Origin of the sequence: Umezawaea tangerina (assembly GCF_003002815.1) — a bacterium.
GTDB classification, from domain to species: Bacteria; Actinomycetota; Actinomycetes; order Mycobacteriales; family Pseudonocardiaceae; genus Umezawaea; species Umezawaea tangerina.
This window is the reverse complement of the sequence record NZ_PVTF01000013.1, coordinates 26,084-39,207: the sequence shown is the minus strand read 5'-3', so window position 1 is coordinate 39,207 and position 13,124 is coordinate 26,084. Positions and strand designations below refer to the sequence as shown.

Annotated in this window: 11 protein-coding genes; 7 read left to right on the top strand and 4 right to left on the bottom strand. The window is 75.3% G+C overall.

The window, feature by feature from the left end:
• Nucleotides 1-2: 2 nt before the first annotated feature.
• Nucleotides 3-611, bottom strand: a complete 609-nt coding sequence (locus tag CLV43_RS35785) for a TetR/AcrR family transcriptional regulator (protein WP_106193112.1) — start codon at nt 609-611, stop codon at nt 3-5.
• 107 nt (nt 612-718) lie between these two features.
• On the opposite strand from CLV43_RS35785, the gene CLV43_RS35780 reads away from it, so the two are divergent.
• Genes CLV43_RS35780 through CLV43_RS35755 form a run of 6 tightly spaced genes read left to right on the top strand, consistent with a single transcriptional unit; the run spans nt 719 to nt 5,283 of the window.
• Nucleotides 719-1,900, top strand: coding sequence for a lipid-transfer protein (locus CLV43_RS35780; protein WP_106193110.1), 1,182 nt, complete (start codon nt 719-721; stop codon nt 1,898-1,900).
• Nucleotides 1,900-2,343: a MaoC family dehydratase N-terminal domain-containing protein gene (locus tag CLV43_RS35775; protein ID WP_106193109.1), complete on the top strand. Its 444-nt coding sequence runs from the start codon at nt 1,900-1,902 to the stop codon at nt 2,341-2,343. Before CLV43_RS35780 ends, CLV43_RS35775 begins: the two co-directional genes overlap by 1 nt.
• Nucleotides 2,340-2,735, top strand: a complete 396-nt coding sequence (locus tag CLV43_RS35770) for a MaoC/PaaZ C-terminal domain-containing protein (protein WP_106193107.1) — start codon at nt 2,340-2,342, stop codon at nt 2,733-2,735. Before CLV43_RS35775 ends, CLV43_RS35770 begins: the two co-directional genes overlap by 4 nt.
• A gap of 22 nt (nt 2,736-2,757) precedes the next feature.
• Nucleotides 2,758-3,582 (top strand): SDR family NAD(P)-dependent oxidoreductase, encoded by an 825-nt coding sequence (locus CLV43_RS35765; protein WP_106193105.1) that lies wholly within the window; start codon nt 2,758-2,760, stop codon nt 3,580-3,582.
• A gap of 39 nt (nt 3,583-3,621) precedes the next feature.
• The gene (locus tag CLV43_RS35760) at nt 3,622-4,545 is read left to right on the top strand and encodes a LysR family transcriptional regulator (protein WP_106193103.1); all 924 of its coding nucleotides are present in this window, start codon (nt 3,622-3,624) and stop codon (nt 4,543-4,545) included.
• A 27-nt stretch (nt 4,546-4,572) separates the two neighbouring features.
• Nucleotides 4,573-5,283: an SDR family oxidoreductase gene (locus tag CLV43_RS35755; RefSeq protein ID WP_106193102.1), complete on the top strand. Its 711-nt coding sequence runs from the start codon at nt 4,573-4,575 to the stop codon at nt 5,281-5,283.
• A 50-nt stretch (nt 5,284-5,333) separates the two neighbouring features.
• Here CLV43_RS35755 and CLV43_RS35750 read toward each other — a convergent pair whose 3' ends face one another.
• Together CLV43_RS35750 and CLV43_RS35745 are read right to left on the bottom strand one after the other, a co-directional pair.
• Nucleotides 5,334-6,287, bottom strand: coding sequence for an alpha/beta hydrolase family protein (locus CLV43_RS35750; protein ID WP_106193100.1), 954 nt, complete (start codon nt 6,285-6,287; stop codon nt 5,334-5,336).
• Nucleotides 6,288-6,377: 90 nt separating this feature from the next.
• Complete coding sequence (locus tag CLV43_RS35745; RefSeq protein WP_106193461.1) at nt 6,378-9,548, bottom strand: ATP-binding protein; 3,171 nt, start codon at nt 9,546-9,548, stop codon at nt 6,378-6,380.
• A 118-nt stretch (nt 9,549-9,666) separates the two neighbouring features.
• On the opposite strand from CLV43_RS35745, the gene CLV43_RS35740 reads away from it, so the two are divergent.
• Nucleotides 9,667-10,545, top strand: a complete 879-nt coding sequence (locus CLV43_RS35740) for an alpha/beta fold hydrolase (RefSeq protein ID WP_106193098.1) — start codon at nt 9,667-9,669, stop codon at nt 10,543-10,545.
• Here CLV43_RS35740 and CLV43_RS35735 read toward each other — a convergent pair.
• The gene (locus CLV43_RS35735; protein ID WP_106193096.1) at nt 10,514-13,120 is read right to left on the bottom strand and encodes a helix-turn-helix transcriptional regulator; all 2,607 of its coding nucleotides are present in this window, start codon (nt 13,118-13,120) and stop codon (nt 10,514-10,516) included. The two genes, CLV43_RS35740 and CLV43_RS35735, sit on opposite strands and share 32 nt — an antisense overlap.
• Nucleotides 13,121-13,124 lie beyond the last annotated feature (4 nt).

Here is a 13,124-nt window from a genome sequence, read left to right as displayed (position 1 = left end):
TGTCAGGACTCGCCGAGCATGGCGTGGGCCAGCCGCCGCCACACCGCGCGGTTCGGGTCCCGCCGGTGGTCGCGGGGCTCGAACGCGTAGGTCAGCGCGACGCCGCGCATGCTCGAGATCAGCAGCGCGGTCAGGTCGCCGTACGCCGGGTGCGCCGCGCGGTCCGCCCCGAAGAGCGCGGGGAGCACGTGCTCGCGGATCACCTTCATGAGGGCGTGCTCGTGCGGCGCGATGGCCGCGGCCAGGTCCGGGTTGTGGGCGGCGGCGAACCAGAGCTCGCGCGACGCGGTGAACAGCGGCCCGTGGTAGGTGTCCCACAGCGCGTCGATCACGTCGTCGAGGTCGCCCGACGAGGTCTCGCCGAACCGGGCGATCTCGTCCGTGCGCTCCGCGGCGAGGTGCTTCATGGCCGCGACCAGGAGGTCGTCGCGCACCGGGAACTGGTGCAGCAGGCTGCCGCGCGAGACGCCCGCGCGCTGCTGGATGCGCGAGGTCGTGGTCGCCTGGTAGCCCTCCTCGGCCAGGCACTCGACCGCCGCACGCAGGATCCGTTCGCGCGTGTCCCACGCGCGCTGCTGCACAGGGAGGGACGCGCCCGCCGAAGTCGCCATCCCCGGAGCATAGCCACCGAGTGACTAGTACGCCTTGACTATTTTGACCGGGCGGGGTCATAGTCGCTCGGGTCGCCGATACGCGGCACCGAGGCAAGGAGGTCCGCATGGGCGCAGCAGTCATCGCCGGGGTGGGGATGGTGCCGTTCACCAAACCGAGCGCCGGAGCGCGGTACGAGGACATGGCGGCGGGCGCGGTGCGGGCCGCGCTGGCCGACGCGGGGCTGGCCTACACCGACGTCGACCAGGCCTACGCGGGCTGGGTCTACGGCGACTCGACCTCGGGCCAGGCCGCCCTCTACGGTGTCGGGCTCACCGGCATCCCCATCGTCAACGTCAACAACAACTGCTCCACCGGCTCCACGGCCCTGTTCCTGGCCCGCCAGGCCGTCGAGTCCGGCGCGGTCCAGTGCGCGCTCGCCCTGGGGTTCGAGCAGATGACGCCCGGCGCCCTCGCGACCGCGTGGACCGACCGCACCTCCCCCTTCGCCACCTTCGACGCCACCAACGACCGGGTCCAGGGTCCGGGCGACGGCCCGATGGCCCCGCGCTACTTCGGCGGCGCGGGCCGGGCGCACGTGGACCGCTTCGGCACCAGGCCCGAGACGTTCGCGAAGATCTCGGTCAAGGCTCGGGCGCACGCCGCGAACAACCCCTACGCGGTGTTCCGCGAGCCCGTGACGGTCGAGCAGGTGCTGGCCTCGCCGATGATCCACGACCCGCTCACCCGGCTGATGTGCTGCCCGCCGACGTGCGGGGCGGCGAGCGCGGTCGTGTGCACGCCGGAGTTCGCGGCCCGGCACGGGATCGACGCGGGTGTCGTCGTGCGCGCCCAGGCGATGACGACCGACACCCCCGGCACGTTCGAGTCCGACGACCTCCGCAAGCTCGTCGGCGCCGACATGACCCATGCGGCCGCACGGCAGGTCTACGAAGCCGCGGGCGTCGGACCCGAGGACATCCGGGTGGTCGAGCTGCACGACTGCTTCGCCACCAACGAGCTCATCAGCTACGAGGCCCTCGGCCTCACCCCGGAGGGCACCGGGGAGAAGTTCGTCGAGGACGGCGACAACACCTACGGCGGTCGCGTCGTGACGAACCCGTCGGGTGGCCTGCTGTCCAAGGGGCACCCGCTCGGCGCGACCGGGCTCGCCCAGTGCGCCGAGCTCGTCTGGCAGCTGCGCGCCACCGCGGGCGCGCGCCAGGTGGACGGCGTGAAGCTCGCGCTCCAGCACAACATCGGCCTCGGCGGCGCCGCGGTCGTGACCCTGTACGAGAAGGTCGGCTGATGGCGGTCGACCTGGCGGCCGCGCTCGCGCGGCCGATCGCCCCGGTGGTGGCCCTGCTGGAACGGGGGCGGCTGCGCGCGTTCGCCCGCGCGATCGGGGAGACCGACCCCGTCCACACCGACGTCGAGGCCGCCCGCGCCGCGGGCCACCCGGACCTGCTGGTGCCGCCGACGTTCCTCTTCTCGGTCGAGCTGGAGGCCGACCCTCCCCTGGGCTGGCTCACCGACCTGGGCGTGGACCTGCGCGGGGTGCTGCACGGCGAGCAGTCGTTCACCTACCACCGGGACGTCCACGCGGGCGAGGAGGTCGAGTGCCGCCGGAGGGTGGCGGAGGCGTACGCGAAGTCGCCGACGCGCGACTTCCTGGTCAAGCGCACCGACTTCCTGCGGGCGGGCGAGCTCGTCGCCGAGGCGGAGGCCGTCGTGATCGTGACCGCGCTGTGAACGCCCCCGTCGCCGTGGGCACGACGCTCCCACCGTTGCGGCTCCCGCCGATCTCGCGCACCACCCTCGCCCTGTTCGCGGGCGCGTCCGGCGACACCAACCCCATCCACGTCGACCTCGACGTCGCGCGGTCCGCGGGGCTGGACGACGTCTTCGCCCACGGGATGCTCTCCATGGCCTACCTCGGCCGGCTGCTCACCCGGTGGATGCCCCAGGGCAGGCTGCGCTCCTGGCGGGTGCGCTTCACCGCGATCACCCCCGTGCTCGCGTCGCCGTGCTGCGAGGGCGTCGTGACGGCGGTCGACGACGGCGTGGCCACGGTCGAGCTGTCCGTGCGCCTGGAGGACGGCACCACCACCCTGCGCGGCACGGCCCTCGTCAAGATCACCTGACCCACGACCGGGAGGCTTTCCCATGCCCCTGCACAACCGCACCGCCATCGTGACCGGCTCCGGCCGGGGCATCGGCCGGGAGATCGCGCTGAAGCTGGCCCGCGAGGGCGCGAACGTGGTCGTCAACGACCTGGACGCCGAGCCCGCCGCCGAGACGGTCGCCGCGGTGCGGGACGCGGGCGGCGACGCCGTCGCGTGCGTCGGGTCGGTCACCGAGGACGGCTTCGCCGAGCGGTTCGTGCGGACCGCCGTCGAGAGCTTCGGCGGGCTCGACATCATCGTCAACAACGCCGGGTACACCTGGGACAACGTCATCCAGAAGATGACCGACGACCAGTGGCGGGCCATCCTCGACGTGCACCTCACGGCGCCGTTCCGGATCCTGCGCGCGGCGCAGCCGGTGATCTCGGCGGCCGCGAAGGCCGAGGCCGCGGCGCAGGGCCGCGCGCGGGCCCGCAAGGTCGTCAACATCGCGTCGGTGGCCGGTCTCGCTGGCAACCCCGGCCAGGTGAGCTACGCCGCGGCGAAGGCGGGCGTGACCGGGCTGAGCCGCACCCTCGCGAAGGAGTGGGGCCGCTACAACGTCACCGTCAACACGGTCGCGTTCGGCCTCATCCGGACCCGGCTGACCGAGGCGTCCGCGGGCGATAGCGAGATCGACGTCGAGGGGCGGCGCATCAAGGTCGGCGTCAACCCCGCGATCCTCGACGCGGCCACCTCGCTCATCCCGCTCGGCCGGGCGGGCACGCCCGTCGAGGCCGCCAACGCCGTGTACCTGTTCTGCACCGAGGAGTCGGACTACATCACGGGCGAGACGGTCGTGTGCGGCGGCGGCTGGCGGGGATGACGCCCGCGCCGGTCGGACCGGCCCTGCTTTGATGGCGGCATGGGCGACGTGGACCTCCGGCGGTTGCGCTACTTCCTCGTGCTGGCGGGCGAGCTGAACTACGGCCGCGCCGCCGAGGTGCTGCACATCGCCCAACCCGCGCTGAGCCGGTCGATCTCCGCCCTGGAGCAGGAGCTCGGCGTCACGCTGTTCGAGCGGTCGCGGTCCGGGACCCGCCTGGCGCCCGCGGGCGAGCTGCTGCGCGAGGAGGCGCGGGACCTGCTGCGCGCGGCGGAGACGTTGCAGCGGCGGGTCCGCCTGTCCGACCGCGAGGGCCGCAGGCTGACCATCGGGTTCACGCCCGGCCTGATCGTCACGCCCGTGGTGCGCCGCGTGCGGGAGCGCTATCCCGGCCTGTCGGTGGACGTCGTGCGGACCTCGTGGACCGACCAGGTCGAGTCCCTGCGCGACGGCCGGATCGACGCGAGCTTCGCCCACCGGCCGTTCGACGACACCGGTCTGGCGGTCGTGGACCTGTTCGCCGAACCGCGGTTCGCCGCGCTGCCCGCCGACCACCCGTCGGCGGGTGCGGAGCACGTCCTGCTGGCCGACCTCGCGGGGGAGGTGCTGCTCCAGCCGGTCGCGGCCGTCCCCGAATGGCCGGGCGCGACAGCTCCCCCGGTGCCGCCCGACGACGACGGAGCGGCCTACTCGCCGACCGTCGAGGAGAAGCTGGAGCTCGTCGCCTCGGGACGCGGCATCGTCGTCATGCCCGCCTCCACCACCCGCTACTACAACCGGCCCGACATCACCGCCGTCCGCGTGCTCGACCTGCCCGACACCCGTGTCTGCCTGGTGGTCGAGTCGCGGCGCCGGTCCGACGTGCTGCGCGGGCTGGTGGAGATCGCCCTGGCTGATGCCGACCCGGCATCAGTTGGGAACCAACGGGTCTTGGACGGGGCCGCGGCACCGGAGGCACGCTGAGGGCAGTCCCGATCGGAAGGAAACCCCGTGCCCCTCACGTCCTCCACCCGCGTCGTCGTCCTCGGCGGTTCCAGCGGCATCGGCCTGGCCGTCGCCCACGCCGCGGCCGCCGCGGGTGCCCTGGTCGTCGTCGGCTCGCGCTCGGCCGAGTCCGCCGAGCACCTGCCCGCCGACGCGACCGCCCTCCCGGTCGACGTCACGTCCGCCGAGTCGCTCCGGGCGTTCTTCGCCGAGGTCGGCGGGTTCGACCACCTCGTCTACACCGCAGGCGACGCGCTCGTCCGGACCCCGATCGCCGACTACGACCCCGAGCGGGCACGGCGGTCCTTCGACGTCCGCCTCTTCCACGCCCTCGACAGCGTGCGCGCGGCCCTGCCGACCCTGAGCCGGTCCGGGTCGATCACGCTGACCGGCGGCGCGGCGGCGTACCGCGGTGGTGCGGGCAGGCTGCTCGGGTCGGCGGTGTCCGGGGCGGTCATCTCCGCCGCGCGCTCGCTCGCGGTCGAACTGGCCCCGGTCCGCGTCAACGTCGTCGCGCCCACGGTCGTGCGGACGCCGCTCTGGTCCGGGATGCCGGAGGAGGACCGGGAGAGGATGTTCGCCGTGGTCGGCGGTGGGACGCTGCTCGGCCGGGTCGCGGAGCCCGACGACGTCGCCAAGGCCTACCTGCACCTGGTGGAGCAGGACTGCACGACCGGCACGGTGTCCCTTGTGGACGGTGGTGCCGTCCTCGCCTGAGTGGTCCGACGTCGCGCCAGGGCGCCCTGGCGGGACGAGGGACGTCCGGCCTACTTGGACTCGACCGCGCCCATCCCCGCGTCCAGCGCCGCGGTCGCGTCGTTCCACGCGGGGTCACCGGGGTAGAGCGCGCTGCGGAGGTAGGCCCAGACGAGTGCGCGCAGCACGGCCACCCGCTCGGGGTTCTCGTCGGTCGTCTCCGCCGCGTCGTACGCGGACACCCCGCCGAGGCCGTGCTCCGCACCGAGCAGCGTCAGCAGGCTCTTGGGACCGGGGCTGAGGAAGTACGCGTCACCGCGCCAGTCCTTGCGGTCGGAGAACACGGGGTGCCAGTCGTTCTCGCCCACGACGACGAGCGCCCGCGTCGCCATCGCCGCGAAGCTGGTGGTGCGCAGGGCGGGGTAGAGCTCGCTCGCGGTCGCGGCGAGGTCCTCGCCCCGACCGGGCGGGGCCATCAGCACACCCACCTTGACCCGGTCGTCGGCCAGGTCCACCTCGGACCCGTCGGCCGGGTCGGTGACGCGCAGGCCGCACAGCATCCCCACCGTGTGCCCGCCCATCGAGTGCCCGACCGCCGCGATCCGGCTCCGGTCGAGGCGCCCGCCGAGACCGGGGACGGCCGCCTCGACGTCGTCGAGGTGGTCGAGGACGAACCGCATGTCCTCGGCGCGGGACCGCCAGTACAGCGGCGCGTCCGGGTCGTCCGCCTCGCGCAGGCCCAGCGCCATCGAGTCCAGGTGGGTGGGCTGCAGGACGACGAACCCGCGCGCCGCCCAGAAGTCGACGACGGGCCCGTAGCCGTGCAGGGACGACACGAAGTTCGACGGCCCGTGGCCGTGCGACAGCAGGATCACCGGCAGGTCGCTCCCCGTCGCCGGAGCCGAGACCTTGAGCCGCAGGTCCACGGCACGACCGGGGACCGGCAGGACGACCGGGCTGAAGGTGGTCACGGGGGTGGGGTCGGCGACGGGGATGCCGCCCGCCTCGGTGAAGGGGGTGCTCATGGGGAACTCCTCGTCCGGAAACTATTCGGAACCGCGTTCCGGATAGTAGTGGAACACGGTTCCGGTTAGCAACCGCCTGCGACGAGGGCGTCACGGACCTCGGTCACCGGCAGGCCGGGTCGCGCGCAGGCGCTGCCGGGCCGCGGCGGCCCAGTGCGGAGCCCCGGCGCGGTCCGCGACCACGACCGCCCGCCGGTAGTGCTCCTCGGCTTCGCCGGGCCTCCCCAACGCGGCGGCCAGGTCGCCCAGGTGCAGCGCCGTCGGGCCGAGGGCGACCAGGCCACTCCCCGCGCCCGCGACCTCGTCCGCGGCGGGGAGCAGCGCGGCGTGCAGCCTCCGCATCGCCGTCCGGTCGCCCGTGCGGACGGCCACCATGGCGTGCAGGCAGGAGCGGGCCTCGAAGAGGAGGTCGCGCGGCGGGTCCGGGACCGCGGGCACGGCGTCGCCGCGGCCGAGCAGGACCAGCGGTCGGGCCCAGGGTTCGTGCGGACCCCAGTCCGCGTCGGCGGGCGCGTCCGGGGCGGTGAGGCAGAGCAGGGCGAGCGGCAGGATCCCGTTCTCCAGCCCGGACATCCCGGTGCCGGTGAGCCGGGCGGCCGCCGCGCGGTAGGCGGTGCGCGCCTCGGCGACGCGGCCGGTCACGGCGAGGCGGAGGGCGGCGTACCAGTCGGTGAACACGCCGACCACGGGCAGGTCGTAGCGCTCGGCGAGCCCGTCGGCGGCGGTGGCGTGGCGGTCGGCGGCCGCCAGGTCGGCGAGCGCGGCACGCGCCTGGACGAGGATCAGGTGGCCCAGCACCTCGAACGTCACCAGCCCCTGGTGCCGGGTGGCGAGGTCGACCAGCTCCGCGCCGATCGCGGCCCGCTCCGGGGCGAGCCCGGCCCGGTGGAACGTGTGCAGGAACCGGCCGTTGAGGGCGAAGGCGAGCAATGTGGGGTCGCCGAGCCCGCGGGCGATCGCCTCCGCCTCCCGCGCCGCCTCGCCGCCCCGCGTCCCGGTGTCGGCCCGGCGTTCGACGGCGATGGTGATCAGCAGTCGGGCGCGGGCGGCGCCGTGCCCGGCGGGCAACGCGAGCAGGGCGCGTTCGGCGGCCGCGGCGAGCCGGGCGGACAGGGGTTCGTCGTCGTTGGCGGTCCAGAGCGCGGGGACGTCGAAGGAGCCGATCACGCTCGCGGTGAGCAGCGGGTCGCCCAGGGCCTCGGCGGCGGTGACCGCGTCGGCCCGGTGGGACCGGGCCAGGGCGAGGTCGCCGGTCACGGCGAGTGCCCGGACAAGGCCCATGACCGCTGCCAGCCTCGCCCGCGGGTCGGGGTTCGCGGTGCGGTCGAGGGCTTCGACGGTCGCCCGCCACAGCACAACGGCCTCGTGCGCGGCGGCGCGGCGTTCGGCCCGTTCGGCGGCGGCACGCGCGTAGTGGGCGGTGCGGGAGGCGTCGGCACGCGTCCCGGCGCGCAGCAGGTGGTGGGCGATCGCCTCCACGTCGTCGGGTCGGCGTGCCTCGACGGCACCGGCGGCCGCGGCGTGCCAGCGGACGCGACGGGCGCGGGTGATGTCGTCGTAGAGCGCCTCGTGCACGAGCCCGTGGGCGAACCGGAGCCGGTCGGCGTCCTCCTCGACGAGGAAACCGGCCAGCAGGGCGGACTCGACCGAGTCGAGGACCCGCTCCTCGTCGCCCGCCAACGCGATGAGCACGTCGAGGTCCACGTCCTGGCCGAGCACCGCCGCCAGCCGCAGGTGGGTCCGGGCCGCGGCCGGGAGGCGGGCCAGCCGGTGTCGGATGACGTCGCGGACACCCGTCGGCACGGTGCGCAGGGCCGCGTCGCCCTCGGCCTCCCACAGCCGGGTCAGCTCGCGGACGAAGAACGGGTTGCCGCCGCTGCGCGCGTGGATCACCCGCGCGGGCACGTCCTCGCGGAACGCGAGGGCGCGGACCACCTCCCCCACCTCGTCCTCGGTCAGCCCGCCCAGGTAGATCCGGGTCGGCTCGGTGCGGGCGGCGCGGCCCAGCGCCTCGGTCAGGCCCGCGGAGATCTCGGTGGAGCGGTAGGTGCCGACGAGCAGCACCGGACCGGTGCCGGTGGCCAGCGCCGTCAGCAGCGCCAGGGTCTCCTCGTCGGCCCAGTGCAGGTCGTCGAACACCAGCAGCACCGGGCCGGTCGCGGTCAGCCCCGCCAGGTGCGCGGCGACCTCCCGGCGCCTGCGGAACCGGGCCTCCACCGGGTCGCCGTCCACGGCGGCGCCCGCCCACGTCCACGGCCACGCCTCGGGCGCACCGCCGGACTCCGGGCAGGCACCCCACTCGGTGGTCCAGCCGCGTGCGGCCAGCCGGTCGGCCAACGCCCTGGCCAGCGCGGTCTTGCCCGCGCCCGCCGCACCGGACAGCAGCGCCAGCCGCGGCCGACCCGCCGCCGCCACGGCCGCCGCGTGCTCCAGCTCGGCCAGCTCGGCGGTCCGCCCGACGAACGGGTGCCCGACCGGTCCCACCGCGGGGGCGGGTGGCACGGGTCCGGCCAGGTCAGGGGCCTGGTCGAGGATGTCGGCCTCCAGCCGCCGCAGGCCCTCGCCGGGGTCGACGCCCAGCTCGGTGCGCAGCACCTCGCGGGCCCGGCGCAACGTGGCCAGGGCGTCGCCCTGCCGTCCGGTCCGGTAGAGCGCCAGCGCCAGCAGCCGCCAACCGTCCTCGCGCAGCGGGTGGCTCCCCACCTGGGCCTCCAGGTCGGGCACGGACTCGGCGGCCCGCCCGGACGCCAGTGCCGCCTCGGTCCGCCGGGCCACGGCCAGCACCCGCAGCTCGTCCAGCCGGGACGCCTCGCCCCGCGCCCAGTCCTGGTCGGCGAACTCCGCGTACGCCGGTCCGCGCCACCGGCCGAGCACGTCGTCCAGCAGGACACGCGCCTGCTCGGCCTTGCCCGCGGCCAGCAGCCCGCCGGACTCCGCGACCGCGGCCTCGAACCGCCACGCGTCCACCGACTCCGCGTGCAGCGCGTACCCCGGCGGCGCCGTGACCAGCAGCTTCGACGGGGTGCGCGGCGGTCGGTCCGGTTCCAGCGCCTTGCGCAGCGCGCCGACGAACGTCTGCACGGCACCGAGCGCGCCCTCGGGGGCGTCGTCCCAGAGGTCGTCGATCAGCCACGTGACCGGCACGACCCGCCCCCTGGCGACCAGCAGCCTGGCCAGCACCGCCCGGTGCCGCGGTCCCTTGAGGCCGACCGGTCCGCGCTCGTCGGTGACCTCCAGCGGGCCCAGCACGCCGAAGTGCAGCACGCCGACAACCTAGCCGCAGCGCCCGCGGGCCGCCCGGCCGAGTCGGCGCTGATCCACTGCTGATCGGGGCCGTCCACAGTGGCCGGGTACCACCGACCAGACCTGGAGAGCCGACATGACCACCGAGATCACCGGATTCACCGAGCAGCGCGTGACCGTCGCCGACGGCGTGGCCCTCAACGTCGCCGTGGGCGGCTCCGGCAGCCCGGTCGTGCTGCTGCACGGCTTCCCGCAGACCCACCTGATGTGGCGGCACGTCGCCGCGGACCTGGCCGCCGACCACACCGTGATCTGCCCCGACCTGCGCGGCTACGGCGCCAGCGACAAGCCCGCCGACACCGACGGGCAGGCGTACTCCAAGCGCACGATGGCCGCCGACGTCGTCGCGCTCGCCAAGGCGCTCGGCCACGACCGGTTCGCACTGGCGGGCCACGACCGGGGCGCCCTGGTCGCCATCCGCGCGGGCCTCGACCACCCCGCCGAGGTCACCCACCTGGCCTCGCTCGACGTCCTGCCGACCCTCGACATGTGGGACGTCATGCACGGCACCACCGCCGCCGTCGGCTTCCACCTGTACCTGATGGCCCAGCCGCCCGGCCTGGCCGAGACCATGATCGCCAACTCCGCCGACGCGTTCTTCGGGCACTTCCTCGACATCTGGACCAACGACCCCGCCGCCATCCCCGCCGAGGTCCGCTCCGAGTACCTCCGCGCCTCCCGCGAGGCCGTCACCTCGATCGTCGCCGACTACCGCGCCTCCGCGGGCGTCGACGTCGAGCACGACCGGACCGACCGCGCGGCGGGCACCGTGCTGCGGATGCCCGTCTCCGTGCTCCAGCAGGACTGGGGCTCCGCGCTCGGCTTCGACGCCGCCGCCCGCTGGCGCGCGTGGGCGCCGGACCTGGAGCACACCACCGTCACCTGCGGGCACTTCATGGCCGAGGAGGCACCGGCCGAGGTGGTCAAGGCGCTGCGGGACCTGCTGACCAGGTAGTCGCGCCGTCCACGAGGTCCCGGAGCTGCGACCGCGCGGTGATGCCCAGCTTCGGGAAGCTGCGGTAGAGGTGCGAGCCGACGGTGCGCGGGGACAGGAAGAGGCGTTCGCCGATCTCGCGGTTGGTCAGACCGCGCGCGGCCAGGCGGATGATCTGCTGCTGTTGCGGGGTGAGCGCGGTCAGCGCGTCCGGGGCTGCGGGCTCGGAGTCGATCCCCGCGGCGCGCAGCTCCCCCTGCGCCCGGTCGAGCCACGGCCGGGCGCCCAGCCGTCGGAACACCTCGTTCGCCACCGTCAGCTTGGGCCGGGCGTCGGTGATCCGACGGCGGCGGCGCAGCCATTCGCCGTAGTCGAGCAGCACCTGGGCGCGTTCGAACGGCCACTGCTCCCCCGCCGGGTCGCCCAGCGCCTCCTGGAAGTGCGCCTCGGCGTCGTCGGGTTCCAGCAGCGCGCGGCCGCGGTGCAGCAGGGCGTGGACGCGCGCGGAGGTGTTGCCCGCCGACCGCTTCTCGGCCCGGTGCAGGATCTCGGCGGCCTCGACCTCGTGGCCGGTGCGCACGGCGGCGGCGACCAGCTCGGCCACCCCGAAGGGCGAGAAGTAGTAGTGCACCGGCTCGCCGTCCGCGGTGAACAGCAGCCGGAACTGCTCGTAGGCGGCCATGTGGTCGCCGTCGGCCACGGCCGCCATGCCCAGCGCCCACCGCGCGCGGGCGCCGACGGCCCGGCTGGTCCGGGGGTCGATCAGGGTCAGGGCCCGCTCGACGAGGTCGCGGGCGGTCGCCGTCTCGCCGGACAGGACGACGGCGGTCGCCTCCAGCACCATCGTCGCCGCGGCGAGGTGCGGGAGGTTGGCGTCGGCCGACACCGTCGCGGCGCTCGCGGCGGCCAGCCTGGCCTGCGCCCACTGGCCGTGGTCGAGGTAGGCCCAGCCCGTCGAGCAGCCGAGACCGGTCGGGATCCTGCCCGCGGCGCGCCAGCGGTGCAGGGCGTCGTCGAAGATCCGCACGGCCACGGCCGTCTCGTCGAGCAGCCACGCCATCGCGCCGATCGAGGTCAGCTGGGCCGGGTCGTCCCCGGCCCGCTCCACCAGCTCCGGGATCCTCCGGGCCAGCTCGGCCCGGTTCTCGTGCGGGTCGAGCAGCGCGACCGTCCACGGGTCGTCGCCCACGCGGTCGCGCACCAGCTCGCGGTCGCGCTCCTCGCCGGAGTAGAAGCTGCTCACCGCGGCCGACGCCAGCGCCTGGACGGCCAGCACCGGCTCGCGGGCCGCGCTCATCAGCAGGTCGAGCGACTTGGTGTGCTGGGAGGTCAGCGTGAGCACCTGGCCGACCCGCAGGGCGGCCGAGGCGAGCAGGAACGGGTCGTCGGTGGCCTCGCCCGCCGAGGTGGCGAGCTGCTCGACCCACTCCGCCTGCCCGGTGAACACCGCGATCCCGGCGGCCAGCACCAGCCGCCGCGCCCGGTCGTCGGGGCAGGGGCTCAGCTCGGCGGCCCGTTCGAGCGCGCCCGCCGCCGCGGCGTGGCCACCCCGGCGCTGGGCGCGGCTCGCGGTGGCCTCCAGCTCGGCGGCCACCGCCTCGTCCGGTCCGGTGGCGGCCGCGGCGAGGTGCCAGGCCCGCCGGTCGGGCTCGGCGGCGAGCAGGTCCGCCAGGGCGAGGTGCGCCCGCTCCCGTGCCGCCCGTGGGGCCGAGTAGTAGATCGCCGAGCGGACGAGCGGGTGCCGGAAGCGGACCCGGCCGCCGGCGAACCGGATGAGCCCGGCCTCCTCGGCGGGGGCCAGCACGGCGGACCGCGTCCCCGCGACGAGGTCGGCCGTGTCCGCCGCGACCAGCAACAACGCCTCGCGCGTCGACGCGGGCAGCCGTTCGAGGTCGGCGGTGTAGACGCGTTCAAGGCGTTCGGTCAGCGGCAGGATGTCGTCGTCCGCGCAGCCCGCCCTGGCCAGCTCGACCAGCGCCAGCGGGTTGCCCGCGGCCTGCGCCAGCGCGCGCAGCCGGAGCACGCCCGACGGTGGCGCGGGCTGCGCGTCGAGCAGGGCGGCCGCCGCGCGCGGGTCGAGCGCTTCCAGCGCCACCAGGGGAAATCCGGGGAACTCGATCTCGTCGCGGGCGCCCACCAGGACGGCCAGCGGCTCGTCGCCGATCCGCCGGGCGACGAACGCCAGCACGTCCCGCGAGCCGCCGTCGAGCCAGCGGACGTCGTCCACCACGACGAGCACCGGGACCCGGTCGCTCAGCTCGGACAGCAGGGCGAGCACGGCGACCCCGATGATCAGCCGGTCAGGCGGTCCGGAGTCGCCGAGGCCGATCGCGCCCAGCAGCGCCGCGCGCTGCCGCTCGGGCAGCCCGTCGACCTCGTCGAGCACGGGCCGCAGCAGCTGGTGCAGCCCGGAGAACGGCAGCGTCGACTCGTCGCGGGAGCCGGTCACGCGCAGCACCCGGCGGTCGGCCGCGCGGTCGGCGGCGAGGTCGAGCAGGGTGCTCTTGCCCATGCCGGGATCACCGGTGACGACCAGGACTCCGCCGGTCAGCCCCAGGACGGCGGCGGTCTCGACCTCACGACCCACAACGTGCACGGCA